17 protein-coding genes and 3 pseudogenes are annotated in these 26,967 nt (G+C 66.8%); 8 read left to right on the forward strand and 12 right to left on the reverse strand.

Going from position 1 to position 26,967, the window contains the following annotated elements; genetic code table 11:
* Window positions 1-68: 68 nt before the first annotated feature.
* Complete coding sequence (locus ACHMXB_RS04165) at window positions 69-506, forward strand: RDD family protein (protein ID WP_111903634.1); 438 nt, start codon at window positions 69-71, stop codon at window positions 504-506.
* On the opposite strand, the pseudogene ACHMXB_RS04170 reads toward ACHMXB_RS04165, so the two are convergent.
* The 4 genes and pseudogenes from ACHMXB_RS04170 to lipB form a co-directional block, all read right to left on the reverse strand.
* A pseudogene (locus ACHMXB_RS04170) lies at window positions 498-836 on the reverse strand (DUF3817 domain-containing protein); the annotation flags it as partial. The gene ACHMXB_RS04165 and the pseudogene ACHMXB_RS04170 overlap by 9 nt on opposite strands.
* 133 nt (window positions 837-969) lie before the next feature.
* Window positions 970-1,722: a DUF4191 domain-containing protein gene (locus ACHMXB_RS04175; RefSeq protein ID WP_395403014.1), complete on the reverse strand. Its 753-nt coding sequence runs from the start codon at window positions 1,720-1,722 to the stop codon at window positions 970-972.
* Between the two features lie 88 nt (window positions 1,723-1,810).
* Window positions 1,811-2,830 (reverse strand): lipoyl synthase, encoded by a 1,020-nt coding sequence (lipA, locus tag ACHMXB_RS04180; protein ID WP_395403016.1) that lies wholly within the window; start codon window positions 2,828-2,830, stop codon window positions 1,811-1,813.
* Entirely contained in the window at window positions 2,827-3,495 is a 669-nt protein-coding gene (gene lipB, locus ACHMXB_RS04185; RefSeq protein ID WP_395403018.1) for a lipoyl(octanoyl) transferase LipB, read from the reverse strand. Before lipB ends, lipA begins: the two co-directional genes overlap by 4 nt.
* 162 nt (window positions 3,496-3,657) lie before the next feature.
* Here lipB and ACHMXB_RS04190 point away from each other — a divergent pair, with 162 nt between their 5' ends.
* A complete protein-coding gene (locus ACHMXB_RS04190) occupies window positions 3,658-5,679 on the forward strand; it encodes a protein kinase (protein ID WP_395403020.1) in 2,022 nt (673 codons plus the stop codon).
* Between the two features lie 36 nt (window positions 5,680-5,715).
* Here the strand turns inward: ACHMXB_RS04190 and ACHMXB_RS04195 are convergent, their stop codons facing one another.
* The gene (locus tag ACHMXB_RS04195) at window positions 5,716-6,609 is read right to left on the reverse strand and encodes a TIGR01777 family oxidoreductase (RefSeq protein WP_395405121.1); all 894 of its coding nucleotides are present in this window, start codon (window positions 6,607-6,609) and stop codon (window positions 5,716-5,718) included.
* A gap of 73 nt (window positions 6,610-6,682) precedes the next feature.
* On the opposite strand from ACHMXB_RS04195, the gene ACHMXB_RS04200 reads away from it, so the two are divergent.
* The gene (locus tag ACHMXB_RS04200) at window positions 6,683-10,336 is read left to right on the forward strand and encodes a S41 family peptidase (RefSeq protein ID WP_395403022.1); all 3,654 of its coding nucleotides are present in this window, start codon (window positions 6,683-6,685) and stop codon (window positions 10,334-10,336) included.
* A 127-nt stretch (window positions 10,337-10,463) separates the two neighbouring features.
* On the opposite strand, the gene ACHMXB_RS04205 is transcribed toward ACHMXB_RS04200, so the two are convergent.
* The 5 genes and pseudogenes from ACHMXB_RS04205 to ACHMXB_RS04225 all read right to left on the reverse strand — a co-directional run bounded on the left by ACHMXB_RS04205 (window position 10,464) and on the right by ACHMXB_RS04225 (window position 16,598).
* On the reverse strand, window positions 10,464-10,892 hold the full coding sequence (locus tag ACHMXB_RS04205) for an OsmC family protein (protein ID WP_111903455.1): 429 nt from the start codon (window positions 10,890-10,892) through the stop codon (window positions 10,464-10,466).
* 195 nt (window positions 10,893-11,087) lie between these two features.
* On the reverse strand, window positions 11,088-11,438 hold the full coding sequence (locus ACHMXB_RS04210) for a hypothetical protein (protein WP_111903456.1): 351 nt from the start codon (window positions 11,436-11,438) through the stop codon (window positions 11,088-11,090).
* Between the two features lie 132 nt (window positions 11,439-11,570).
* Window positions 11,571-13,326: pseudogene (gene sucB, locus ACHMXB_RS04215) on the reverse strand (2-oxoglutarate dehydrogenase, E2 component, dihydrolipoamide succinyltransferase).
* Window positions 13,327-13,442: 116 nt separating this feature from the next.
* Window positions 13,443-14,825 carry a dihydrolipoyl dehydrogenase gene (lpdA, locus tag ACHMXB_RS04220; protein WP_395403024.1) on the reverse strand — a complete coding sequence of 461 codons (1,383 nt, stop codon included), beginning with the start codon at window positions 14,823-14,825 and terminating at the stop codon, window positions 13,443-13,445.
* 249 nt (window positions 14,826-15,074) lie between these two features.
* Complete coding sequence (locus tag ACHMXB_RS04225) at window positions 15,075-16,598, reverse strand: leucyl aminopeptidase (protein ID WP_395403026.1); 1,524 nt, start codon at window positions 16,596-16,598, stop codon at window positions 15,075-15,077.
* A 204-nt stretch (window positions 16,599-16,802) separates the two neighbouring features.
* On the opposite strand from ACHMXB_RS04225, the pseudogene ACHMXB_RS04230 reads away from it, so the two are divergent.
* The 4 genes and pseudogenes from ACHMXB_RS04230 (at window position 16,803) to ACHMXB_RS04245 (ending at window position 22,283) form a co-directional block, all read left to right on the forward strand.
* Window positions 16,803-17,740: pseudogene (locus ACHMXB_RS04230) on the forward strand (proteasome assembly chaperone family protein).
* Between the two features lie 93 nt (window positions 17,741-17,833).
* On the forward strand, window positions 17,834-19,174 hold the full coding sequence (locus ACHMXB_RS04235) for a nitrate/nitrite transporter (protein WP_395403028.1): 1,341 nt from the start codon (window positions 17,834-17,836) through the stop codon (window positions 19,172-19,174).
* A gap of 81 nt (window positions 19,175-19,255) precedes the next feature.
* Window positions 19,256-20,734, forward strand: a complete 1,479-nt coding sequence (locus ACHMXB_RS04240; RefSeq protein WP_395403030.1) for a DUF4192 family protein — start codon at window positions 19,256-19,258, stop codon at window positions 20,732-20,734.
* Window positions 20,735-21,014: 280 nt separating this feature from the next.
* Window positions 21,015-22,283, forward strand: coding sequence for an RNA polymerase sigma factor (locus ACHMXB_RS04245; RefSeq protein ID WP_395403032.1), 1,269 nt, complete (start codon window positions 21,015-21,017; stop codon window positions 22,281-22,283).
* 229 nt (window positions 22,284-22,512) lie between these two features.
* Here the strand turns inward: ACHMXB_RS04245 and ACHMXB_RS04250 are convergent, their stop codons facing one another.
* Together ACHMXB_RS04250 and ACHMXB_RS04255 are read right to left on the reverse strand one after the other, a co-directional pair.
* The gene (locus ACHMXB_RS04250; RefSeq protein WP_395403034.1) at window positions 22,513-24,177 is read right to left on the reverse strand and encodes an HNH endonuclease; all 1,665 of its coding nucleotides are present in this window, start codon (window positions 24,175-24,177) and stop codon (window positions 22,513-22,515) included.
* A 122-nt stretch (window positions 24,178-24,299) separates the two neighbouring features.
* Entirely contained in the window at window positions 24,300-24,521 is a 222-nt protein-coding gene (locus ACHMXB_RS04255) for a hypothetical protein (RefSeq protein ID WP_111903465.1), read from the reverse strand.
* Window positions 24,522-24,747: 226 nt separating this feature from the next.
* Between ACHMXB_RS04255 and ACHMXB_RS04260 the strand changes: the two genes are divergently transcribed.
* A complete protein-coding gene (locus ACHMXB_RS04260) occupies window positions 24,748-26,853 on the forward strand; it encodes a type IIA DNA topoisomerase subunit B (RefSeq protein WP_395403036.1) in 2,106 nt (701 codons plus the stop codon).
* The last annotated feature ends 114 nt before the right edge of the window (window positions 26,854-26,967 follow it).

Genomic DNA, 26,967 nt, shown 5'->3' on the forward strand with positions numbered 1-26,967 from the left:
ACTGTGGTCCACGCCTATCCAGAGTGTGAACGTCCGAGGGGCTGCTCGCGGCTCGGTAAACTTGGTATGTGGTAGATCGCAAAGACATCGGTTCGTGGCTCAGCGGGCCGGACACTTCCGGCATTTCCAAGTACCCGGGAGAACGCCTGGGCTTCCCCGAGGCAGGCCCCGGATCCATGGCCCGGGCCGGCCGCAGGATCCTGGCGATCACCATCGACTGGACCATTGCCTTGCTGATCAGCAACGTGTTCCTTGCCGGTAATTCCATGGCCACGCTTGCCGTTTTTGCCGCCGAGCAGATCCTGCTGATCGGGACCCTCGGCTACAGCATCGGGCACCGGGCCATGGGCATCCACGTGGTGAAGCCGGACGGCTCAGCGGCCGGTCCGCTGGCCGCGCTGGTCCGCACCGTCCTGCTCTGCCTGGTGATCCCGGCGGTCATCTTCGATCCCGACCAGCGCGGACTCCATGACAAGGCCATGAACACCGTCCTCGTCCGCAGGTAGCCCCGCAGGCAGCTGGCCGGCCGAAAGGTATCCCCGGCGGAGCGCCCACCGCTCGAACAGGACCGTGGCGAAGGGGAACACCGCCGAGAGGCCTGCCAGCAGCGCCACCCTGAAGGGCCAGCGCTGCAGGCGCCACAGGACAAGGGCCGCCGCTCCGTAGCCGATGAACAGGGCTCCGTGCACCGGTCCGGCAATTTCTACGCCGAGTTCGGTGGTCCCGGCGATCCATTTGAAATACATGCCGACGAGGAGCGCAGCCCAGCTAAACGCTTCCGCCACCGCCAGCAGGCGAAAGGCGCGGATGACGGCGGACGCGGACGGAAATTTCACAGGAGGCTCCGGCTTCTGTAGGTGCTGGGGTCTGGCTGGCTTCAATATGCGGTTCGACCGGGATATGCCCGTTCAAACGAAAAACGCCCCGGGGCCGGCGCAGATGCGGCGGCCTCGAGGCGTTTCAAGCGGGTTAGCGTCCGCGCTGGGGCCGGGCCTTGTAGGGGTCCACGCCCTTGGGGATCGGAAGGCGGCCGCCCAGCGATGAGATGCGCTTGGATACGGCGCTGACCTCGGTCTTGGTGAGCTCGTTGTTGAGCTTGTTCATCTTCTTTGCCACCTGGCTGATGGGGACCTGGCCCTCGCCGCGCCCCGTCTCGATGACGTGGATGGTGACGTTGGGAAGGATGCGCGCCAGTTTCTTCCGCTCGCCTTCGACCAGCGGACGTACGCGGTGCGTGGGTCCTTCGGCGACGAGGACGACGCCGGGGCGCCCGACGGCGCGGAACACGGCGTCCTGGGTCCGCGGGTTTACAGCCACGGGCTGCTCCTCGGTGATCCAGCCGCGCTTCAGCGTGCTGAGGGCAGCGCCGGATGCTCCCGGCTGGTTCTCGATCTGGGCGAAGGCAGCCCCCTCGGCGCGGCGGGAAAGAATGAACGTAGCCGCAAGGAAACCCAGCGGAATACCGATGATCAGGCCGGTAATCCAGTTGTTCAGCAACAGTCCAACAACGAGGCTGACCGCCACGACCCCCAGGAACGCCAGCAGCATGAGCCACGGAACCATGGGGTCGTGGCGGCGGGTCATGTTGAAGACCTCGCGGATTTGCTTGAGCCGGCTGGGCTTCTTTTCCTTCACGGCCTTGGGCTTGCGCCCAAAGAGTCCGCGCTTGGAGCCATCAGCGGCCGCAGGAGTGTTGTTGCTGGAGTCAGGGGATTTCGCCATAGTGCCTTAATTCTACGTGATCCACGACAAAGGGCCGGACGCCGAAAAGTTCCGGCGTCCGGCCCTTGGCCATAGGAAATACCTGGTGTTACTGGTGCGCCGCGAGCAGGGTGCTGGCTTCCTGGCGGGTGGTGCCGGAGTCCTGGATGCCGTCGGCGATGTGGGCTAGTTCGGCGGGGATGTCGCGGCCTTTTTTGCGCATGGCGGTGGCCCAGAGCCTGCCGGCGCGGTAGGAGGAGCGGACCAGGGGTCCGGACATGACGCCGAGGAAGCCGATCTCCTCGGCTTCCTGCTGCAGGTCCACGAATTCCTGCGGCTTGACCCAGCGGTCCACGGGGAGGTGCCGTTCGGAGGGGCGCAGGTACTGGGTGATGGTGATCAGGTCGCAGCCTGCCTGGTGCAGGTCGCGGAGGGCCTCGGAGATTTCCTCGCGGGTTTCGCCCATGCCCAGGATGAGGTTGGACTTGGTGACCATGCCCAGGTTCCGGCCCTGGGTGATGACGTCCAGGGAGCGTTCGTAGCGGAACGCTGGCCGGATGCGCTTGAAGATCCGCGGCACGGTCTCGACGTTGTGCGCGAACACCTCGGGTTTGGAATCGCAGATCGCGGCGATGTGCTCGGGTTTGCCGGAGAAGTCCGGGATGAGGAGTTCGACGCCGGTGCCGGGGTTGAGTTCGTGGATCTTGCGGACCGTTTCGGCGTAGAGCCAGACGCCTTCGTCCTCGAGGTCGTCCCGGGCGACGCCGGTGACGGTGGCGTAGCGCAACTGCATGGCCTGGACGGAGCGGGCCACCTTGGTGGGTTCAAACCTGTCCACGGGGGAGGGTTTGCCGGTGTCGATCTGGCAGAAGTCGCAGCGGCGGGTGCATTCGGAGCCGCCGATCAGGAAGGTGGCTTCCTTGTCTTCCCAGCATTCGAAGATGTTGGGGCAGCCGGCCTCTTCGCAGACGGTGTGCAGGCCTTCCTTCTTGACCAGGTTCTTGAGCTGGACGAATTCCGGGCCCATCTGGACCTTGGCCTTGATCCAGTCCGGTTTGCGTTCCACCGGGGTGGCCGCATTGCGCTGCTCGATCCGCAGCATTTTCCGGCCTTCTGGTGCCAGTGTCACAGGAGTGCTCCTTCGGGGGTTGCAACTAGGGCGTCTTCATTGTTGCGCAGTTCCTCGGTGATCCGCGAAACGAGATCGGCGGGAGATACGTCGCGGCCCGTTTCCTGGGCGATGGTGGTTACGCCGGCATCGGTGATACCGCAGGCGATGATCTGGCCGTAGGGAGCGAGGTCGTTGTTGCAGTTGATGGCGAAGCCGTGCATGGTCACGCCCTGGCTCACCCGGATGCCTATGGCGGCGATCTTGCGGGCAGGACCCTTGGCATCCTCCTCGATCCACACACCGGCCCGCCCCTTGATCCGGACCGCCGTTATGCCATAGTCCGCGAGCACGGCGATGATCACGGCCTCCAAGCGCTCCACGTAGTCGCGGATGCCGGCCTTGTTCTTCAGCTTGATGATCGGATATCCGATGAGCTGGCCCGGCCCGTGCCAGGTGAGCTTGCCGCCGCGGTCCACGGGAACGACGGGGGTGCCGTCGAAAGGCCGTTCGTGATCCTCGGTCAGCTTTCCGGCCGTGTAGACGGCGGCATGTTCCAGGAGGAGTACCGTGCTGGGGGCCTTGCCGGCCAGGACATTTTCATGGATTTCGCGCTGGAGGTCCCAAGCGTGGCTGTAATCAACGAAATCCGGGGCAAGACCGAGCTTTGTGAACTCAAGAGTCATGCGTTCCAGCTTAGACCTCAGGCCGTGTCCTGCCGGATAGTGTGCCCAAGCTCTCATGCCTCCCCGGTCACATTCCGCGCCATTCCTGCGGCCCGCCCAGCACCCGGGCCTGCCTGTGGATAACTTCTGCGGGGATTGCCGGTTTCCGGTATTCCTTAAGCCATGGACCAGCACAGCTTGGAAAGCCACAGCCTGGAGAGTGACAACCTGGACAGTCGCAGCCTGGAAAACCAGAACGCGCACATGGACGGTCCCGGGGGAGCGGCACCTGCCGTCCAGGGCTATTCCGTATGCCGCCGGCTTGGCCGTGGCGGCAGTGCCGACGTGTGGCTGGTTTCGCAGGACGCGACGGGCGTGAAGCTTGCGCTGAAGTGCTTCGGCCGGCCGCCGGGCAGGAGTGAACCAATGACGCGGGAGGAGGATGTCCGCCGGGAACTCCTGGTCATGTCCGTGCTTGACCACGAGCACCTGTTAAAGGCCTATGGCGTAGTCAGGACTGATGAACCCGGCAGAACCGATGAACCCGGCAGGACCGATGAACCCGGCCGGCCGGGTGAACCTGAAGAGGGCAGCTTCGGCCTGCTGATGGACTACGCCGCCGGCGGCTCGCTCCAGCAGCTGGTCACGGCGAGGGGCACCCTGAGTGTGGGCGAGACGGTCACGGTCCTGACGCCGATCGCGCAGGCCTTGGGCTATCTGCACGGAAAGGGCTTCACGCACTCGGACGTCGCACCCGGCAACGTACTCTTCACCGCCCATGGAAAGCCCCTGCTGGCAGACCTCGGCGTGGCCCGGATGGTGGGGGACGCTTCCGGCGTTCCGGATCTCCACACCGACGGCTTCGCTGATCCGGCTCCGGTGGACGCGGTCCGGGCCGGACTGCAGCCGGAGCGCGACGTCTATGCAGCCGCTGCCCTGGGCTGGTACTGCCTGACCGGACAGCCCCCTCCGCCGTCTGCGGCCAGACCACCCCTTGCCCTGCTTGTTCCGGACGTGCCCGCGGAGCTGGCGGCAGCGCTGGAGGCGGGGCTCAGCGATGACCGGCGGCAACGTCCGGCGGCCGCGGACCTTGCCACGGCTGTGTACCGCAGCGCGGCCGCAGCACCTGTGGACCTGTCCCGCTCGGTGCATGACACCGTTCTGCCCGAGTTGTTAACCCGCAGGCCCGTCCCGCCATCCGGCGGACGGCTGAGGAAGCGCCTGCTCGCCTGGCGAAGGCGGCTGAAGACCACAGGATGGGGCAGGTCCCTGGGCCGGCTGTCACCGCGTGGAGGGCCGGCAGGAACGGCCCGGGCCCTCTCGTTGCAGCACCCGGCTGTCAGGCACGCCGGAGTCGGGAGTGCTGTCAGGCACGCGGCGGTCCGGCATGCCGGAGTCGGGAGTGCTGTCCGGCACGCGGCGGTCCGGCATGCCGGAGTCGGGAATGCAGTCCGGCACGCGGGAGTCAGGAATGCGGGAGTCAGGAATGCGGGAGTCAGGAATGCGGGGGTCCGGCAAACCGCTGCCAGGCACGCGTCGGCCAGGCGCGGGACAGGCACGCAAAGCAGCCGCCGTCTGGCAGTGGCTGGCGGCGTGCTCACGGCGGCGGTGCTTGCTGGTCCCGTGCTTGCTGGTCCCGTGCTTTTGGGGCTGCCTGGAGCGGCGCGGGAGTGGGGCCAGGCGGCCCAGCAGTCCGGGCAGGCGGCGGGGGAATCGGGCCTCCCGGCGTCCAGCCCCGGATCCCTGCAGGATGCCGGCCTGCCCGCTGATGTCGGCCCTGAAAATGGCCTGCCGGATGATGTCCGGCTGCGGCTCGCGGCGAAGGATCCGGCGGAAGCGGTCCTCGGACTGGCCCAGCTGCGTTCGCTGGCGCTGCGGGAGGGCAGGCTGCACCTGCTGGATGACGTGAACGCCCCGAACACTCCGGCTCAGGCCGCAGACAGACGGATCCGCGTCGGGCTGGAGGAAACCGGGACAGTGCTGGCGGGGTTCACCACGAGCCTGTCAGGTGCGCGCCGCCTGCCCGAAAGCACGCCTGCGAGGGCAGTGGTGGCGGTGACGTCATCGACCTCGGCCTACGAGGAGCGGTCGGCCGGAGGCACCGTCGTGGCCGCCGGAGCACGGCCGCGGGATGTGAAGCTGCGGCTGGTTCTTGTTCCGGTGGAGGGACGCTGGCGCATCGCGGACATCCTGCCGGCGGACTGAATCACCAACCGATTTACCACCAATTGAACCGGACAGCTACTTATCGCCGGCCACCCATCCGGCGGCTAGGGCCACCGACGGATGGTCCCACGTAAACCCGCTGTCCCTGAGCAGTGTCGGTTCGATCCGCTGGCTGGCGAGCAGGAGTTCGTCGGCCAGTTTGCCCATGACGAGGCGCAGCGCCGGGGCTGGCGCGCGCAGCAGCGCAGGTCGGTGAAGCGCTTTTGCGAGCCCGGCAACCAGGGTGTTCACGTCGGCGGCTTCCGGTGCCGCAACATTCACGGGACCGTAATTCCCGGACTCGAGGAGGAAACCGAACGCGGAGGTGAGGTCGGGGAGCGTGATCCATGGCCAGTACTGCCGGCCGTTGCCCAGCGGACCGCCAATGCCTGCCCGCAACAAAGGCAGCAGGCGTCCCATGGCACCGCCCGACCTGCTCAGCACCACTGCGGTCCGCGGCGTCACAACCCGGATTCCGGCGGGGGCCTCATGGGCAGCCGCTTCCCACTCGACGCAGATGCGCGCCATGATGCCCTGCCCGGCGGGGGAGTTCTCCGTCAGCATGGAGTGTCCGGCGTCGCCGTAGTAGCCCGCGCCGGATTGGCTAATGAAGGTCAGGGGCGGGGAGTCCAAGCGGCGCATGGCCGAGGTAAGCGTCCGGGTGGGATCGAGCCGGGACCGGAACAGCTCATCGATCCGGTGCGGGGTCCATGGCCTGGCGCCGATGTTCGCGCCGGAAAGATTGATGACGGCGTCGGCTCCCTCAAGCGAGGCCGGGTCCAGGGTTCCGGTTGCGGGGTCCCACGGGATTTCCGACGGCGACGACGGCGGCCGCCTAACCAGCCGGACGACGTCGTGCCCGTCGGAGGAGAGGCGGGAGGAGAGTGCGGTTCCGATGAGCCCTGAGGCGCCGGCCATGACGATGCGCATGATCCATCTCACCATGCCCGGCACGGCAGGGCACCTCCCCGATGGCTCATGTCACGTTGACTATGATCGAACGATGACCTCTTCGAGTTACCTCCGGTTCCCTCATGTTCACGGCGATCTGGTCACGTTTGTGGCCGAGGACGACGTCTGGATTGCCCCCCTCAGCGGCGGCCGCGCCTGGCGTGTTTCCTCGCTCCAGCTGCCGGCCCGCAACCCGCGCTTTACGCCGGACGGAACGAAGCTGGTCTGGACGGTCGTGCAGGGGACGGCCCCCGAGGTGGTCATCGCCGATGTCGACGGCGGGGGGTACCGCCAGCTGACCTTCTTCGGGCACAGCACCACCCGGGTTAAGGGCTTTACCCCCGCGGGGGACATCGTGGTCACCAGCGCGTTCAGGCAGGCCGAGAGCCGCCACACGCACGCTTACCGGCTGTCCACAGACGGTGGCTGGGCCGAGGAGCTCCCGCTGGGACCGGTCGAGTCCGTGGCGTTCGGCCCGGAGCTCGGGGACGAAAAGCCTGTGGTGGTGGGCAGCGTGCTGTCCCGTGAACCGGCCTGGTGGAAGCGCTACCGTGGCGGCACCGCCGGCAAGCTCTGGATCGACGGCGACGGAAACGGCGAGTTTGAGCGGCTGCTGCCGGAGCTGGACGGCAACCTGGCCGACCCCATGTGGGTAGACGGGCGCATTGCCTTCCTCTCAGACCACGAAGGCTACGGCAACCTGTACTCGGTTCTGCCCGGCGGCGGGGACCTGCGGCGCCACACCGATCACGAGGACTTTTACGTCCGCCACGCCTCCACGGACGGCAAGCGCGTCATCTTCGAATCGGCCGGTGAGCTCTGGCTCCTGCATGACCTGGGGTCCGAGGCCGTCCGGCTGGAGATCACGCTCGGATCGGCGTCCCAGGGCCGCCGTCCCTCGCTCCTTAAGGTCTCCAAGCACCTGGGCGACGTCCGGCCGGACACCGCGGGGGAAGCCAGTGCTGTGGAGGCCCATGGAACAATCCATTGGCTCCGGCACAAGGACGGACCGTCCCGCGTGGTCGAGGCAACGGCCGGCGTGCGCGCCCGCCTGCCCCGACCGCTTCCGGATGGCCGCATCGCCTACGTGGCTGACCACGACGGCGACGAGGCTCTGTTCATCAGGAAAATCGCCCCGCAGGTCCCGGCGCACCATGCCGCAGTCCATGCAGCCGCAAAGGCCCCAGCTACGGCCAAGACCGGGGCGGCCCCGGACAGCGCACCGGCCGGGGACCAGCCGGAAGCTGCGGCTCAGGCAGTTCCCCTGCCCAGCCCTGTTTCCGCCGCGGGCGTCGCAGGGCCCCGCGCCACCCACCCCGTGGCCGACGACGCTGCTGCCGACCTCGCGCCGGCGGAGGCTGCGACCGGGTCTGCGACCGAAACAACGGCCGGCCAAGCAACCGGCACCGCTGCGGCCGAATCAAGCCCGCTCACGGTCCGGTTCCCCAGGCCCTCACGCGCCAGCGCCATCGAAGCCAGCCCCGACGGCCGCTGGATTGCGATCGGAACGGCTTTCGGCGACCTGTACATCGCTGGCACCCAGGACGGGGCACTGACGGCGGTAACCAGCATTGGGGAGGGCAGCATTGAGGACCTCGCCTGGTCGCCGGACTCCGCCTGGCTGGCCTGGGCTGAACCGGTGACGTCCTTCGGGTCACGAAGCCGCCTGCGCCTGGTCCGTGCCGACGCACTTGAAACGAAGGCCCCGGAAACCAGCACCCCGGACACCAAGACCGGGACGGCCAAGACCGGGACAGCAAGGACCGCAACGGCCAGGTCCGGGGAAGCAGCCATTGTGGAGGTGACGGACGGACGCTTCCGGGACGAATCGCCGTCGTTCTCCCCGGACGGCAAGTTCCTGGCCTTCCTCTCGAACCGCAGTTTCGATCCGGTCTACGACGGCCATTCCTTTGACCTTTCCTTCCCCAGCCCCATCAAGCCCTACCTCGTGGCACTCGCGGCGGACACCGCTTCGCCGTTCGGCCCGAGCGTCGCCTTGGCAGATGGCGCCGACGGGCAGAGCGAAGCAGCCAAGTCCGGTGCAGCCGCAGAGGGTGGGACCACACCGGCGGCCGTGAAGGTGGACGCCGAAGGCCTCGCCCACCGGGTCATCAGCGTCCCGGTTCCGCAGGGCAACTACTCAGCCCTGACCGCCGCCGACGGCGCTCTGCTGTGGCTCGACAGCGCCCTCGCCGGCGTCACCGGGGAGGGCAGGGCGAGCCTGGAGGACAAGAACGCCGCCCCGAGCCTGATCCGCTTTGACCTGGCCAAGCGCAAGAGCACCACCCTCGTGGACTCCCTGGACAGCTACCGCCTGTCCGGCGACGGCAAGAAAGTGGTCCTGGTCCACGACAAGCAGGTCCGGGTGGTGCCCTCCGACGCGAAGGCCGACGAGGACTCCGGCCAGCTGGTCAAGGTGGACCTCACGCGCATCCGCGTCCTGATGGATCCGCTGAGCGTGTGGGGCCAGGCGTTCGACGAGGCATGGCGGCTGCAGCGTGACTTCTTCTGGACCGAGGACATGGCGGGCCAGGACTGGGACTCCATCCACGCCCGCTACCGTCCGCTGGTGGAGCGGCTCGGATCGCATGACGACCTGGTGGACCTGCTGTGGGAGCTGCATGGCGAGCTCGGCACGTCCCACGCCTACGTACGCCCGGCGGCGGCCACCGAAAACGGCAGCAACGGCCAGGGCCGGCTGGGTGCCGACCTCGCGTTCAACGGCGAGGGCTGGGAAATCGAGCGCATCCTGGCCGGTGAATCGTCGGACCCGCTGGCCACCTCGCCGCTGACCAGGCCGGGCGCCGACGCCAAGGCCGGGGACGTCCTGCTGGCAATCGACGGTGTGCGCCTGACGAAGTCGCTGACCCCGGCCATGCAGCTGGTGGGCGCGGCGGGACGTGCGGTGGAACTGACCATCCGCAACGGCGCCGGCCACGGCCCGGCAGCAGGAGCCCAGCGCCGGATCGCGGTGGTCCCCATCAAGGATGAGGAACGGCTGCGGTATCAGGACTGGGTAAATTCCAACCGCCGCACAGTACGGGAAGCGTCGGACGGCAAGTTCGGCTACCTGCATATCCCGGACATGCTGGCCAACGGCTGGGCGCAGCTCCACCGCGACCTTGACACCGAGACTGCGCTTGACGGCCTGATCGTGGATGTTCGCCGCAACCGCGGCGGGCACACCTCCCAGCTCGTGGCAGAACTCATCGGGCGGAAGGTGACGGGCTGGAGCATGCCCCGCGGCGAAAAGCCCCGGACCTATCCGCACCACGCGCCGCGCGGTCCGGTCATCATCCTGGCCGACGAATTTGCCGGTTCCGACGGCGACATCATCACCCAGGTCTCGAAGCTGCGCGGCATCGGCCCGGTGATCGGCACCCGCACCTGGGGCGGCGTCGTCGGCATCGACAACCGCTTCACGCTGGCCGACGGAACAGGCGTGACCCAGCCCCGCTATGCCACGTGGTTCAGCGGCGGGGTGGGCTGGAGCGTTGAAAACCACGGTGTGGCTCCGGACATCGAAGTGACGTTCCCGCCGCACGCCTACGCTGCCCGCCGGGACCCGCAGCTGGAGTCCGGCATCACGGCGCTGAAGGAGATGGTGCAGGAGCTCCCCACGGACCGGCCGCCGGCCCGCGAGGGCTACCGCCGGCTGCGCCCGGAGCCGCTGCCGGCCCGCCGCACGGGCGCGCAACAGGCGTAGCGGAGCATAGGGGAGGCCGGCCCAGGGCCGGCGGCCCCTCCCCGAAAAGCATGAAGGCCCTGTTCCCGACTGGATTTACCAGGGGGAACAGGGCCCTTTCTGATCCTAAATGACCAGGGCTTTAAGATCAGGAGGCCAGCGTGGCGTCCAGGGTGATCTCGATGCCGGTCAGGGCCTGTGATACCGGGCAGCCCTTCTTGGCGGACTCCGCGATGCGCTGGAAGTCCTCCTCGGAGATGCCGGGGATGCGGGCGTTCAGGGTCAGGTGGCTGCCGGTGATGCCGGTGCCGGGCTGGAAGCCAACTTCTGCCTTGGTGTTGACCTCGTCCGGGGTGAAACCGGCCTGGCTCAGCTCGTGGCTGAACGCCATGGAGAAGCACGCGGAGTGCGCCGCGGCGATGAGCTCTTCAGGGCTGGTCTTGCCGCCTGCCGCTTCGGTGCGGGCCTTCCAGGTGACGTCGAACGTGCCGAGGCCCGAGCTGTCCAGCGTGGTGTTGCCTGACCCCTCCGTCAGGCTGCCGGTCCATACAGTGTGGGCGTTGCGTGTTGTAGCCATGTCACTCCTCAACGTTGATTCGATCCGGGGGTCCGGCGCCTGCCAGAGCCCCGCCGCTACCAATCCTATGGATAAGGTGTCCCCGGTGCACTGGTTGTCCGCTGTCAGAGGATTATGACCGGAAGCGCCAAACGACGACGGCGACGCCCCCGCGGGAGGGGGCGTCGCCGTCGTCGTTGGCATGGCAGGGGGCGGCTACCGCCAGAGCGTCGCGATTGCGACGTTCAGCAGAGCCAGCCCGCCCACGCTGTGGGCCAGGCCAGTGGAGATCGGCTCGCCCTTCTTGTACTTGCGGCGGCCGATGAAGGCCAGCACGCCGACGACCAGGGCGACGCCGAACTTGATGCCCAGCTTGGCGTAGTTGGCGTCCATGTCGAGGGCGGGGATCAGGCCCATCATGACGATGCCGGTGAGGAGCTGGAGTGCCGCGCCGTCGAACTGCCGGGGATGGACGGTCGGCTTCTTCATGTTGCCGATCCAGATGCCGACGATCATGGCGGCGCCGACGATGTGCAGGAAGACCATGACGTTATAGACGATGTTCATGGCACCAGTCTAGCCAGATACTTCTACGCGCCGTAGTAAGACACAGCCACAGACAAAAGCAGCGGCGGCCGCCCGGAATGCGGTGGTTTCCCACCGGGAGCCGGACGGCCGCCGCCGTCGAAAGGCTGGAGCCTAGAGTCCCAGGTCCGCTTCGAACGCGCCCTCTTCGAGGCGGGCCTTCAGCGTCTGCAGGAAGCGACCGGCGTCCGCACCGTCCACCAGGCGGTGGTCGTAGGTGAGGGACAGGTACATCATGGAGCGGATGGCGATCGAGTCGTCACCGTTCTCGTCCTGGACCACCACGGGGCGCTTGACGATCGCGCCGGTGCCCAGGATGCCGACCTGCGGCTGGTTGATGATCGGGGTGTCGAACAGCGCACCGACGGAGCCGATGTTGGTGATGCTGAACGTACCGCCGGACAGTTCGTCCGGGCCGATCTTGCCGTTTCGGGTGCGGTCCGCGACGTCGGCGATCTTGCCGGCCAGGCCGGCGAGGTTCAGGCTTCCGGCGTCGGAGATGACCGGAACCAGCAGGCCCTTGTCAGTGTCGACGGCGATCGCCAGGTGCTCGGCGTTGTGGTACGTGATTTCCTGCTTGTCCTCGTCGTACGCGGCGTTGAGCGTGGCGTGCTGCTTGAGGGCCTCGGCCACGGCCTTGGCAATGAAGGGCAGGAAGGTGAGCTTGACGCCGTTCTGGGCTTGAAACGAGTTCTTGGCCTTCAGGCGCAGCTTGGCCACCTTGGTCATGTCCACTTCGTGGACCTGGGTCAGCTGGGTGGAAACATCCAGCGACTCACGCATGCGGCGGGCGATGACCTGGCGGATCCGCGGAGCCTTTTTCACGGTGCCGCGCAGCGAGGACGCTGCGGCCGCCGGAGCTGCGGAAGCGGCAGGGGCTGCCTGTGCTGCGGCTGCCGGAGCGGCCTTGGATTCGGCAGCGGACAGGACGTCCTGCTTGCGGATGCGGCCGCCGACGCCCGTGCCGGAGACGGAGGCGATGTCCACGCCATGCTGGTTGGCGAGCTTGCGGACCAGGGGAGTGACGTAGCCGGACTCACCGCCTGCGGCCGGAGCGGCCTGCGGTGCGGGGGCGGCCTGCGGTGCCGGTGCAGCCTGGGGAGCCGGGGCTGCCTGGGGTGCGGGAGCTGCCTGCGGAGCAGGGGCTTCGGCGGGCTTTTCGGCTGCCGGGGCGGGCTGTTCCGCTGCGGGGGCGGCGGGAGCCTCGGCGGGCTTTGCGGGAGCCGCGGCAGGTGCAGCGGCGCCGGAGCCGATGACTGCGAGGACGGAGCCAACCTCGGCGGTCTCGTCCTCGTTGACGCGGATTTCCTGCAGCGTGCCGGCCACGGGGGACGGGATCTCGGTGTCCACCTTGTCGGTGGAGACCTCGAGCAGCGGCTCATCAACTTCCACGGTGTCGCCAATGGCCTTGAGCCAGCGGGTAACGGTGCCTTCGGTGACGCTCTCGCCAAGTGCCGGCAGGGTGACCTCGTGGCCTTCGCCGGAGGAAGCGGGTGCTGCTTCCGCGGCAGGGGCTTCCTGGGCGGGGGCTGCAGCCGGTGCCTCTTCGGCCGGTGCTGCGGGGGCGGCTGCAGGTGCCTCTTCGGCGGGCGCTGCTGCGGGTGCCTCGTCGGCGGCGGCGCCGCCGCCCGAGCCGTCACCGATGCGCACCAGCGGGGCGCCAACTTCAGCGGTCTCATCTTCGGCGACGAGGATTTCCTCGATGACGCCGGCGATCGGAGAGGGGATTTCAGTGTCTACTTTGTCGGTGGAAACCTCGAGCAGCGGTTCGTCCACCTCTACCCGGTCACCTACCTGCTTGAGCCAGCGGGTGACAGTTCCTTCGGTGACGCTCTCACCGAGGGCGGGCAAGTTTAACGGATTCAGACATGTCGTCCCCGTTCTCCTTTATTGATCTAAAGTGCGGATGATTGCTGCATTGTTCGGGCCTGGTGCACGCTGCTGTTTGAGCCGGTGCACCAGGCCCTGGTTGTCTTGCGGAACGAATTAGCCGTGAAGGGCTTTGCCGGCGAGGGCCAGGTTGGCCTCGCCCAGGGCCTCGTTCTGGGTCGGGTGGGCGTGCAGCAGCTGGGCCACATCCTCCGGGTAGGCTTCCCAGTTAACGATCAGCTGTGCTTCACCGATCTGCTCGCCCATGCGGGAGCCGAGCATGTGGACGCCCACCACGGGGCCGTCCTTCTGGCGGACCAGCTTCACGAGGCCGCCGGTGCCGAGGATGGAGCTCTTGCCGTTGCCGGCCAGGTTGTACTCCTGGGTCTCCACCTGGTCGTCGCCGAACTTTTCCTTCGCGGCCTTTTCGGTGTAGCCGACGGTGGCGATCTCGGGCTCGGAGTAGGTCACCTTGGGGATGTTGACATCCTCGACAATGACGGGCTTCAGGCCGGCAATTTCCTCGGCCACGAAGATGCCCTGCTGGTAGCCACGGTGGGCGAGCTGGACGCCGGGAACAATGTCGCCAACGGCGTATACATTGCCCACGCCGGTGTGCAGGCGTTCGTTGGTGATGACGAAGCCGCGGTCGATGGTGATGCCGGCCTCTTCGTAGCCGAGGTTGGCGGTGACCGGTCCGCGGCCGACAGCCACGAGGAGCAGTTCGGCTTCGAAGGTCTTGCCGTCAACAAGGGTGACCTTGACGCCGTCGTTGTTCTGTTCGACGCCCTGGAAGAAGACACCGGTGGAGAACTTGATGCCGCGCTTCTTGAACGCACGCTCAAAGTTCTTGACGATCGCTGCGTCCTCGTTCGGGACCAGCGACGGCAGGCCCTCAACGATGGTGACGTCGACGCCGAAGGACTTCCAGACAGAAGCGAACTCGACGCCGATCACGCCGCCGCCCAGGATGATGACGCTCTTGGGGATGTTTTCCATCTTCAGGGCTTCGTCGGAGGTGATGACCTTGCCACCGATTTCCAGGCCCGGGAGCGAGCGGGAGTAGGAGCCCGTGGCGAGAACGATGTTCTTGCCCTTGTAGGCCGTGCCGTTCACGACGACGGTGTCGGTGCCCTGCAGCTTGCCCTCACCTTCGATGACGGTGATGCCCTTGGACTTGATCAGGCCCTGCAGGCCCTTGAACTTGCCGGCGATGATTCCGTCTTTGTAGGCGTTGACAGCGGTAATGTCGATGCTGTCCAGGGTGACGTTAACGCCGTACTTGGCGGAGTCGCGGGCGTGGTCTGCCAGTTCGGCCGAGTGGAGCAGCGCCTTGGTGGGGATGCAGCCGTTGTGGAGGCAGGTACCGCCGAGCTTGCCCTTCTCCACGAGGCCAACGGTGAAGCCAAGCTGAACGGCCCGGAGAGCCGTGGCGTACCCGCCGCTGCCACCACCGAGTACCAGGATGTCGAATTCTTGCGCAGTTGCCTGATCGGCCACTTAGACGCTCCCTCGCGTGAACGATGACACGAGAGTACGCATCATCTGGTCTTGGAAATTGCTCTGCCGTGATTATGCCAGCAGGCCATTTCCCTTTCATTTGTGACTACCGTGGTTCACCTTAGCGAACCACTTATCCATGCTCCACCTTGCCGGTGCTTTTGTGGAGCGCTTGTGTCGAGTGTCACGCGGCTGTGTGGCGAGCGGATCACGCTGCCGCACAGCCGCGTGCACCGCGCTGCGTGGGTATTAGACCTGGGCCAGGAGGTCCTCGACGTAGGCCACCAGCGTGCGCACGGTGCAGCCGGTGCCCTGCTTCGGCGTGTAGCCGTAGGGCGCCCCGTTGTTGAACGACGGCCCGGCGATGTCGATGTGGGCCCACGGGATGGTCTGGCCGCCCTTGTCCTTGCCCACGAACTCGCGCAGGAACACGGCCGCCGTCATCATGCCGCCGTGGCGCTCACCGATGTTGGCGATGTCCGCCACCTGGGAGTCGAGGCTGGGCCGCAGCTCGTCCGGCAGGGGCATGGGCCATACGAGTTCGCCTGCCCGGTCCGCGGCGGCCTTCAGCGGGCCGGTCACGCTGTCCGCGCCCATGATGCCGGCGGTGCGGTTCCCGAGCGCGATCAGCTGGGCACCGGTCAGGGTGGCGACGTCGATGATGGCGTCCGGGTACTCCTGGCTTGCTGCGACGATGCCGTCGGCCATGACCAGCCGGCCTTCGGCGTCGGTGTTCAGCACTTCCACCGTCTTGCCGCCGAACATGGTCAGCACGTCGGCGGGACGCGAGGCGGCGCCGGAGGGCATGTTCTCGGCAATGCACAGCCAGGCGGTTGCCTTGACGGGCAGCCCCAGGCCCGCGATGGCCAGCACTGTATTAAGTACGACGGCGGCTCCCGCCATGTCGCTCTTCATGTCACCCATGCCGAGGGCCGGCTTGATGGAAATGCCGCCGGTGTCGAAGGTGATGCCCTTGCCGACCAGTGCGATTTTCCGGGTGGCCTTGGCGGGGGAGTACTCCACCTTAACGAGCCGGGGCTGCCGGGCGGAGCCCTTGCCGACGCCCATGATGCCGCCGAAGCCCTCCTTCTCCAGACGCTTTTCGTCCCACACAGTGACCTTGACGGGCAGTCCCTTGGAGAGGTCCTTGGCCGCGTCGGCGAAGGACTCGGGGTAGAGGTGGCTCGGCGGCTGGTTCACGAGCGAGCGGGTGGCGTTGACGGCCTTGCCCAGCAGGCGCGCACGGTCAAGTGCCGCGTTCAGGTCCTTGTCGCCGGCCAGTTCAGTGAGGATGGCGACGTTGGCCACGGGGTCCTTGAGCCCGTCCTTGGACGAACGGAATTCGGTAAAGGAGTACGCGCCGAGCGCAGCACCCTCGGCGATGGCGGCTACATCGGCGATAGTCGCCGTCGGGAAGGCCAGCGTGACGGAGGACAGGCCGGCAAGCTGGCGGACGGCGGAGCCGGCGGCGCGGCGCAGCGCCTCGCCCGAGACCTTTCCTCCGGCGTCGACCTTGCCGACGCCTGCCAGGACCAGGATGCCGGAGCCCGTTTCCGGAAGGCCGGGAAGACGGACCGCCTGGTCCGGAGCGCCGGTGATGCCGAGGACCTTCAAGGAGTCGGCCAGAGCCTCGACGGACTTCGCCGTCAACGGGTTTTCCAGCAGGAACGGGCCGTCCGTGCCCTGTCCGACGCCGATGACCACCGCGTCGCTTGCCGCCTTCTTCAGGTCCCTTGCAATGGCGCTAAGGTTGACTTCAGTATTCTTGACCACGAGGATCGGTCCTCAATTCTCTGTGATTGTTCGGGCAGGGAGCGCAGGCAAAAGAGCCAATTCCGATCGTAGTCTCTCGTTCCGCAACTGCGGGGAAGCGCCCGGAGCCGGGCCGCGTGAGACCCGCGCCACAGCGCGCCGAGGAATGACGCCGCTCTGCCGGGCGTTATGCAATTAACTCCCTGACCACGAAAGGAACTCGCCGTGTTTGAAAGGATTTCCGGCTCGCTGCTGGACCCGACGCGCTCTATGCCAAGAACATTGGGCTGTTCCATAACCCTGAGCTCCGCGGGCTGAACCTGGTGATGGGCTTCACCGGTTTCGCCGATGCCGGCCACGTGGTCCGGCAGATCACGGACGAACTGCTGGACACGCTCGACTCCGAGCGCGTGGCCGTGTTCGACGCCGACCAGTTGATGGATTACCGGTCCCGGCGCCCGCATGTGACCTTTGTCGAGGACCACCTGCAGGACTACCAGCCGCCCACCCTCGCCCTGTACAGGCTGGTTGACGGGCTGGGCAAGCCCTTCCTGTTCCTCGCCGGGTTCGAGCCGGACCTGCAGTGGGAACGTTTCGCCCGCGCCGTGGTGCACATCGTCGAGGCACTGGACGTCAATCTGGTGACCTGGATCCACTCGATTCCCATGCCCGTGCCCCACACCCGCCCGGTCGGGGTGACGGTGCACGGCAACCGGCCCGAACTCATTGAAGGCATCTCCTCCTGGAAGCCCACCGTGGAAGTGCCGGCCGCCGTCGGGCATGTCCTGGAACTCCGCCTGACTGACGCCGGCCGCAATGTTGCCGGGTACGTCATCCACGTGCCGCACTATCTGGCCGAGGCGGAGTACCCCACTGCCGCTGTGGCCGGGCTGGAGTACCTGGGAGCGGCCACCTCGCTGATGCTGCCGACCGACCGGCTGCGCGAGTCCGGCCGCGAAGTGGGCCGGCAGATTGCCGAGCAGATCGAGGCCTCGGAGGAGGTCCAGCAGGTGGTGGCCCGGCTCGAGGCCCGCTATGACGAAAAAGCCGAGGGCACGGTGCGCAGGTCCCTGCTGGCCAACGAGAACGACGAACTGCCCGACGGCGATGCCCTGGGCGCCGCTGTGGAGGCCTACCTGGCCCGGGAGAATCCGGCGCCGTAAGCCCCGTCACTGGGCGGCATAAGACTCGTCACGTGAGGGCAATAACCGGCCAAAATAAATAGTATTTTTGTTCTGGCCGGGGATAATAAGAGGGTGACTGCACCCCGCGCCTGGCTCATTTGGTCCATTGGCATCTTCTCGTACCTGGTGGCCGTGACGCAGCGTACGTCGTTCGGTGTGGTGGGCCTGGAGGCGACCGAGAGGTTCCATGCCAGCGCCTCGGCCATCTCCTTCTTCACGGTGCTGCAGCTGCTGGTCTACGCCGGCCTGCAGATCCCGGTGGGCGTTCTGGTGGACAGGTTCGGTTCCCGGGCAATGATTGCCGGGGGCGCCCTGCTGATGGGCCTCGGCCAGCTGCAGCTGGCGTTTGCGGACAGCGTCCCGGCCGGTGTGCTGGGCCGCGTGCTCGTGGGTGCCGGCGACGCCATGACCTTCATCTCCGTCATCCGGCTGATTCCGCTGTGGTTCGCGCCCGCCCGGGTTCCGCTGCTGACCCAGCTGACCGGCATGTCCGGACAGCTCGGCCAGCTGCTGAGCGTGGTGCCGTTCGCCTTCATCCTGCACACCGCGGGCTGGACCCCGGCCTTCCTTGCGCTGGCCGGATTCTCCGGTGTCGCCGTCGTGCTGGTGGTTCTGATGCTGCAGGACGTGCCGCCCGGCACGCCCAAGGGGGACGCAGCCAAGGGGCTGCGCGCCACGGGTGTTTCCCTGTCGCGTGCATGGAAGCAGCCGGGGACGCGGCTGGGAATGTGGAGCCACTTCACCATCCAGTTCAGCGGCACCGTGTTCGCGATGACGTGGGGCTACCCGTTCCTGATTTCGGCGCAGGGGCTCGACGCCGGCACCGTCGCTTCGCTCATGTCCCTCTACGTGGCCGGCGCCATCGGGGCCGGGCCGCTGATCGGGCGTTTTGTTGCGCGGCACCCCCTCCGACGCTCCACCATGGTCCTCCTCCTCGTCGCGGCCACCGCGGCAGCGTGGGCGGCGGTGCTGCTGTATCCCGGCCGCTCACCGCTGTGGCTGCTGGCGGTCCTCATCGTGGTGCTGGCCATTGGCGGCCCGGGCTCCATGATCGGCTTCGACTTCGCCCGTACCTTTAACCCGGCCCACCGGATCGGGACGGCCACGGGCATCGTCAACGTGGGCGGCTTCTTCGCAGCGCTCATGGCCATCTACCTGATCGGCGCCGTGCTGGACATCCTTAACTCGACGGGCTTTTCCGGCGGGGAGCTCTATGGCCTGGAGCCGTTCCGCATCGCGCTCTGCGTTCACTTCCTGATTCTCGGCGTTGGTTCGGTCGCCATGCTGGTGGTCCGCCGCAAGGTCCGCCGGCAGATGGCGGCCCAGGGCGTGGTTGTGCCTCCGCTGTTGCAAGCCATGGCCCAGCAGCGCAGGGCACGGATCGCCCGCCGCAGGACTCCTTCCCGAGACTAGGGTTTATCCCTGCTGACCCTGTTGTCCACATACGGAATCTTCCTGTCGCACCGACGGTGACCGCCGTCGGAAGCTGTTTCCATGACAGCACCCGAGCACCTCATTATCAGCGGACCCGAAGACATTCTTGGCTACTGGCCGTCGCAGAGCCTCGTGGCCATGACCATGCAGGGCAAGCGCCTCGGAGCGACGCTTCGGGTCGACCTCCCTGAGGACTGCGGACGCCGCGGCCGGGAGGGATTCGCCAGGACGGTGGCGGAGTACCTTCTGGCGGACAAAGAAGCCGACGGCACACTCCTGGTCTTCTTTGACGACGGCGGTTTTGGCGACAGCCTTTACGACGACACCCTTAACAGCGACGGCCTTAACAACGACGACGGCAGGGAGGGGGCGGCGGCGTCGTCCTTCCGGCCCTTACTCGCCGATCTGGAGTGCGCGCTCGGCCTGGCCGGCATGCCTGTGCGGGATGCCTGGCGCGTCGGCGACGAGTACTGGCGCAACATCTACTGCACCGACAGCAGCTGCTGCCCGCCGCCGGGCCGGCCCATTGCCGAGATCCGGGACAGCAGGCTCAATGCCGAAATGGTATATCTGGGCAGCAGCGTCGGCGCGCCTCCCGGTACTCCTTCGCCCGGCGCCGCGGACACTCCGGCGGCGGACGATGCCGTTGTCATGGAGGCTGAACGCGTGTGGACCCTGGCCCTGGCCGGGAAGGGGAACCAACGGGCCCAGTTCGACGCGGTCCTTGACGCCTGGGCGGCTGCGCTGAAGGCCGCTACCCCTGAGCCCGTTCCCGGGGGAGCCGTCCCGGGGCCAGGCGTTCCGGGGCCAGGCGTTCCGGGGCCAGGGGTCCCCGGGGGATCCGCGCTGCTTGCTGCCCGTTCCCTCTCCGGCATGCCACGCGGCCTTGGACCGGAACTCGCCGGCTTCCTCCGTGCGTCCCTCCGCGTTCCGGCCTGGCGCGACGCCGTCCTGGTCATGGCGGCCGCTGGACGCGCCGCAGCGGCCGCAGGTGCGGAAGCCTTTGGGATTTTCTCCGCGGGGGAGGGGTTGCCCGTGTCCTGCCCGGCGCTGCCGGAACCGCAGCTGTCTCCGAGCGTGCTTGTTGGCCCGGCAACCGACGCCTGGGAAACGTCCGCTATACCGGGAACAGAACAGGCCGGTGATCGTCCAGAACAGGGCACTGCCACCGGTCGTCTTGACCAGCCGTCGGTGTCCAGCGGCGGCCCGGATGCCCTGCCCGGCTACGGCGAAGTCCTGCTGGGACTGAGTCCACCCGTGCCGGACTGGGACACGCTGAACCGTCTGGAGGGCCTGATGGTGGAGCTCTCGCGCGGCGGGGGTGAGGCGCAGGCCGCGGCGCTAACGGCCGCCGGCTGGATCGAATGGTGCCGCGGGAGGGGTTCGTTTGCGCATGCATCATTGTCCCGGGCTCTGGAAGCCAGTCCGGGATACCGGTTGGCCGAGCTGCTGTCCGAGGTGGTCCGGCGGGGAACGATCTGCGGCTGGGCGGGGCGCCGTGAAGCCGCATGGCAGAAATTCGGATCGGACGCCGCCTAGAGCAGGGACATGCCGAAGCCGACATGCCCTGCCGGCAGTGTGTATTACGGCCTGGTCGGCCCCTGGCGCGGAAAATCGTGAGACAATGGAGGCCGAGACCCGGTTGGGTCCGTGAATCAATGCTTGCAGTGGATCCCATTCGGGAACATTGTGGCCGCCCCGGCAGTTCTACTTAGTGGCTCTGTCGGTCGGTTGCATCTGATGTCAATCACGGACTTGACAGGGTCATAGTGGTGTTGCCCGAAGGTGACTCCACAGACCGCCGCTAGAAAGGTTTTCTGTGACCCCGTCTTCCGCGAAGAAGGAACCCGCCGCCCTGGCCGTTGACACTGCCGAGGAGAAGCCGGCGGCATCCAGCGCCAAGCGTGCCGCCACCCGTGCCGCTGGGAAGCCCGAGCCCAAGAAGCGCGGACCCAAGCCCGGAGCCAAGGCTGCGGCCGAAGCTGCCGGAAGCCGCTCAACCGATGACGACGCGGAAGTCGAGGAGGACCTCGACGACGCGCAGCCCGATACCGCTGATCTGGTCGACGAACCCGACGAGGCCGGCAAGGAAGCCGCAGCGCCTACCGGGTCGGGATTCGTTTACTCTGATGCCGATGACGACGACGCACCTGTCCAGCAGGTCATGTCGGCAGGCGCCACCGCCGACCCCGTCAAGGACTACCTGAAGCAGATCGGCAAAGTAGCCCTCCTTAACGCCGAACAGGAAGTTGACCTCGCGCTCCGCATCGAGGCCGGCCTGTTCGCCGAAGAGAAGATTGCCGCCGACGACGGCTCCATGGATCCGAAGTACAAGCGCGAGCTTGAGTTCATCATCCACGACGGCAAGCGCGCCAAGAACCACCTCCTCGAGGCCAACCTCCGCCTCGTGGTATCGCTGGCCAAGCGCTACACCGGCCGCGGCATGCTCTTCCTGGACCTCATCCAGGAAGGCAACCTCGGCCTCATCCGTGCCGTCGAGAAGTTCGACTACACCAAGGGCTTCAAGTTCTCCACCTACGCCACATGGTGGATCCGCCAGGCCATCACCCGTGCCATGGCCGACCAGGCCCGCACCATCCGTATCCCGGTGCACATGGTGGAAGTCATCAACAAGCTGGCCCGTGTCCAGCGCCAGATGCTCCAGGACCTGGGCCGCGAACCCACGCCCGAAGAGCTGGCGCTCGAGCTCGACATGACCCCCGAGAAGGTCGTCGAGGTCCAGAAGTACGGCCGCGAGCCTATTTCGCTGCACACCCCGCTTGGCGAGGACGGCGACTCCGAGTTCGGTGACCTGATCGAGGACTCCGAAGCCGTGGTACCGGCCGACGCCGTGAGTTTCACCCTGCTGCAGGAACAGCTGCACTCCGTGCTGGACACCCTGTCCGAGCGCGAAGCCGGTGTTGTTGCCATGCGGTTCGGCCTCACGGATGGCCAGCCGAAGACTTTAGACGAAATCGGCAAGGTCTACGGCGTTACCCGTGAGCGTATCCGTCAGATCGAATCCAAGACCATGTCCAAGCTCCGCCACCCGTCCCGGTCGCAGGTCCTGCGGGATTACCTGGACTAGGAAAACGCTGGGCTAATACATACGAACAAAGGCCAGGCCTTCCGTCGGAAATCGGCGGCAGGCCTGGCCTTTGTCGTACCCGGGTGTCACATTGTTGGCACGCGAGACCACAAACGCGATGAACGGGCGTGCGCCGGCGGTCGCGGTTCTTTCAGCATTGTGTCGCCGGAGTTCGGCGCAGCGGACAGGCGGCCAGCCTATGCGCGGCGCTCTGGCCCGTGACCCTGGGCTACGCGCCCCGGCCGTTCCAGTTAGTTGGCGAAGGATCGCTGGATCCAGTGTGGCTGAATCCGCCCCGGCGGAGTCCCGATAGTCCGCTTCCAGGCAGCGGAGGCGCGGTGGAGCAGTAGGTGTGGCCCGTGGGCGTGGTCAGTTCGATGGTGTGTCTCGGTCCCGGTCTGGATTTTGCCTTCCAGCCTGGGAGTTCTTTGGTGTGGTTGCACGCTTCGCACAGTCCGGCGCCGTTACTCAGTGACGTTGGCCCGCCTTCGTGCCAGGGGACGATGTGGTCATGGTGGCGGATGGGTGCGTCGCAGTAGGGGGTTCGGCAGGTGTCGTCGCGGATTTGGATGAAGCGGCGCAGCGGTGCCGGGAAGAGGCGTCGTCGCGAGTCCATGGCCACCAGGTCGCCGGCTCCGGGGGCGGTGTAGAGCCGTCGGACCCAGATTCTAAGCTCCTTTACATCGGCTGAGTGGACCTCCGGCGAACCGGCCACGGTTGGCTGGAGGCTATCCGGCTCTCCCTGTCCTTGGGCGATGAGATCGCGTGCCCAGGCCGCGGGGATTATGCCGTAGCCGGGGATGCGGGCGGGTTCGGGGTCGCCTTGGAGGAGCGTCCGGTCGGTCATGACTACGTTGAGCTCGATGCCGGTGATACCGCCGGGGGTGCCGGTGATCGACTCGACCAGGGTGTCTGCCTTGATCTGGTCGCGGGAGCGCGGGTCTCCGGCGGCGTGGAGGGTGTCGGCGTTCCGGGTCAATGCCGCGAGAACTGCGACGCCCTCGTGGACGGGCAGCAGCGCTGACAGGTAGGTCATGCAGTCCGGTGCCGGGCGCAGGCTCACCCTCCGCTCCGACGCGGCGTGGCTGGCGCGCTGTGCGACGGAGCGGGGATCCCTGCGGGTCGCTGCGGCGCGGACAGCGGCGATGACGGCCCGTGTCCCGGCACCAACGAACGTACCGGTGTCGGCGGCGAGTTCCTCATCAACGGCTGTCCGGTCTTCGACACTCAAACAGGCGGTCTCTTTCACCATGTGCATGACGCGCTCTTCGTTCAGCTGCCCGGTGTCCAGCGCTGCCTGGGCGTGGGGCATCTGCACCAGGGCTTTGGCCGTGCCGAGCAGCCGTTGTCCTCGGTTTGGGGACTCGCCGCGGGCCAGTGCGATCTGCTCGGCCGCGCCGAGGCCCTGGTCTTTGCCGCGGTCCTTGCCCAGGTCCTCCGGGGCCAGTGGCGGCCGGGCGGTGGACTCCTGGCGGAGGCGCGCCTCGAAGGTCACAGAAAGCCGCGCCTGTTGCCCGGCGGCCCAGCACTTGACGTTCTCGTAGGTGCGGACCTGGTCAATCAGTCCTGCATTGTCGGCGGTGAGGTCAGCCGCCGGGAGAACCCAGCCCGAGCTTGCAGCAGCGCTCGAGGTAGCGCCGTCGTCAAAAGCATTGTCTTGAAAGCGGTCCTCGTCGAAAGGACGGCCGGCAAACAGAACCTCCGGAAACGGGTCCTCCGGAAAGGATGCCGGAAACGCGGCGTCGAGATCATCGTCATACGGCAACCCGTAGTACGGATCGACCTGGAGAACCGTGACGCCAGGGAACGCGGCGCCAGGGAACGCGGCGGCCAGCAGGGTGCCAGCGCCTGCAACGGCCGCCGGAACCTGCTCCGATTCCCCAATTCCATCCATAGATACAGTCTGATCAGGGGGACTGACATTTATGCGCGACAACCGTGCCGGCAACAGAAAAGGGTGACAAAGAAAAAGCCAGGACCCCCGTGGTGGGGGGACCTGGCTTTGAGCTTTGTTGTCTAGTCGACCGGAACCGGTGCCTTTTCGTGCAGCCGGTCCGTCTCATCGTGCCAGTCCGAGCTAAGCGGCCTAAGGGTCGCTTCGACGGCGCGTGAATGGTGGGCGCAGAAGAGCAGCTCACCTCCGGAGGACTCGAGTACAACCCGGACGTATGCCTGCGCTCCGCAACGGTCACACCGGTCAGCTGCGGTTAGCGTGCGGTCGGCAACTGCTGTTGTCATGTCGGCCTCCTTAGTAGATCTGTACATCTATATAACCAGCATTCGCCGCCAAACCATGGCAAGGATGGGTCACTTTCGCTGTCCGCGTATCACGTGTGCGTAACGAACCCCCGCAGTTCCGCCCCGTGTCGGGAGTGGCAGTCAGTCGTTTGGCGGCAGCGGGACTAGGCTAGAGGGGGGCTTTTTAACGCCGATCCGGCCTGTTCTTCAAAGGAGTTCACTACCTGTGCCACCGAGTTCTGATTACACCGCCCGCCACCTTTCGGTGCTGGAGGGGCTGGAGGCCGTGCGCAAACGCCCCGGCATGTACATCGGATCCACGGACTCCCGCGGCCTCATGCACTGCCTCTGGGAAATCATCGACAACTCCGTCGACGAGGCGCTGGCCGGCTTCGGCCACGACATCAGGATCATCCTGCACGCGGACAACTCTGTAGAGATCCACGACGACGGCCGCGGCATTCCCGTCGACGTCGAACCAAAGACCGGCCTCACCGGCGTCGAGGTGGTTTTCACCAAACTGCACGCGGGTGGCAAGTTCGGCGGCGGCTCCTACACCGCCTCCGGCGGCCTGCACGGCGTGGGTGCCTCCGTCGTCAACGCGCTCTCCGCACGCCTCGACGCCGAGGTGGACCGCGGCGGCAAGACGTACAGGATGTCCTTCCGTCGGGGCGAGCCCGGCCGCTTCAACGACAACGGCCGGCCCGACCCCGCCGCCACCTTCGCTCCGTTCGTCGAGGACTCTGTCCTTGATGTCGTCGGCAAGGCGAAGCGCGGCGTCACCGGAACGCGTATCCGCTACTGGGCGGACACCCAGATCTTCACGGCGGACGCGCGGTTCTCCTACGAGGAACTCACCGCCCGGGCCCGTCAGACCTCCTTCCTGGTGCCTGGCCTGAAGATCACCGTCCGGGATGAGCGCAAGCTCCCCGGCACACCCGGTGAACTGGGAGCGCACGAGGAAGTGTTCCACCACGACGGCGGCATCTCCGAGTTCGTGGAATTCCTCGCCGCGGACTCCGGGGTAACGGACGTCTGGCGCCTGCACGGCGCCGGCAAGTTCAAGGAAACCGTCCCTGTGCTGGATGAGAAGGGCCACAGCAAGATCGCGGAAGTGGAACGCGACTGCGAGGTGGACGTCGCGTTGCGCTGGGGGATCGGCTACGACACCACTGTCCGCAGCTTCGTGAACATCATCTCCACGCCGAAGGGCGGCACGCACCAGGCCGGCTTCGAGCAGGCCCTCGTGAAGACCTTCCGGAAGACCGTGGAAGCCAATGCGCGGAAGCTCAAGGCCGGCAACGACAAGATCGAGAAGGACGACATCTTCGCCGGCCTTACCGCCGTCCTGACCGTGCGCCTCGCCGAGCCGCAGTTCGAGGGCCAGACGAAGGAAATCCTCGGCACCTCCGCCGTCAAGGCCATCGTGGCCCGGGTGGTGGAGAAGGAGATCGCGGCCAAGCTCAACTCCTCCAACCGCAATGAGAAGGCCCAGTCGGCGCTGCTGCTGGAGAAGATCGTCAGCGAGATGAAGTCGCGCATCTCCGCCCGCGTCCACAAAGAGACGCAGCGCCGGAAGACCGCGCTCGAGACGTCGTCGATGCCCACGAAGCTCGCCGACTGCCGCACGGACGATGTCGCCCGCTCGGAACTGTTCATCGTGGAGGGCGACTCGGCCCTCGGCACGGCGAAGCTGGCGCGCTCCTCCGACTTCCAGGCACTGCTGCCGATCCGTGGCAAGATCCTCAATGTCCAGAAGGCTTCCGTGGGCGACATGCTCTCCAACGCGGAGTGCGCGGCCCTCATCCAGGTGGTCGGGGCCGGCTCCGGACGAAGCTTCGCGATCGAGGCGGCGCGCTACGGGAAGGTCATCCTGATGACCGACGCCGACGTCGACGGCGCGCACATCCGCACGCTGCTGCTCACCCTGTTCTTCCGCTACATGCGGCCCATGGTGGAGGAGGGCCGGGTCTTCGCGGCCGTCCCCCCGCTGCACCGGGTGGAAGTCATCAATGCCGGCCAAAAGGCCAACGAGATGGTCTACACCTATTCCGAGGCTGAACTGCACACCCTGCTGGCGAAGCTCGCCGCCGAAGGCAGGAAGTACAAGGAACCGATCCAGCGCTACAAGGGCCTTGGCGAGATGGACGCCGAGCAGTTGGCGGAGACCACCATGGACCCCCGGCACCGCATGCTCCGCAAAGTGAACATTGAGAACGCCCAGCAGGCAGAAGCTACCTTCGACCTGCTGATGGGATCCGACGTCGCGCCCCGCAAGGACTTCATCATCGCCGGCGCTTCCACCCTGGACCGGGAACGCATCGACGCCTGAGGCCCGGCGCCCAGCGCCGGCTCCACAAGCGGCCGGCGTGAGCCCGCCCAACCAGCAGGCAAGCCGGCCCAATCAGCCGGCAGGCCGGCTCAATCAGCCGGCAGGCCGGCTCAA

The organism is Arthrobacter sp. UC242_113 (assembly GCF_044054585.1).
Classification (GTDB): Bacteria; Actinomycetota; Actinomycetes; order Actinomycetales; family Micrococcaceae; genus Arthrobacter.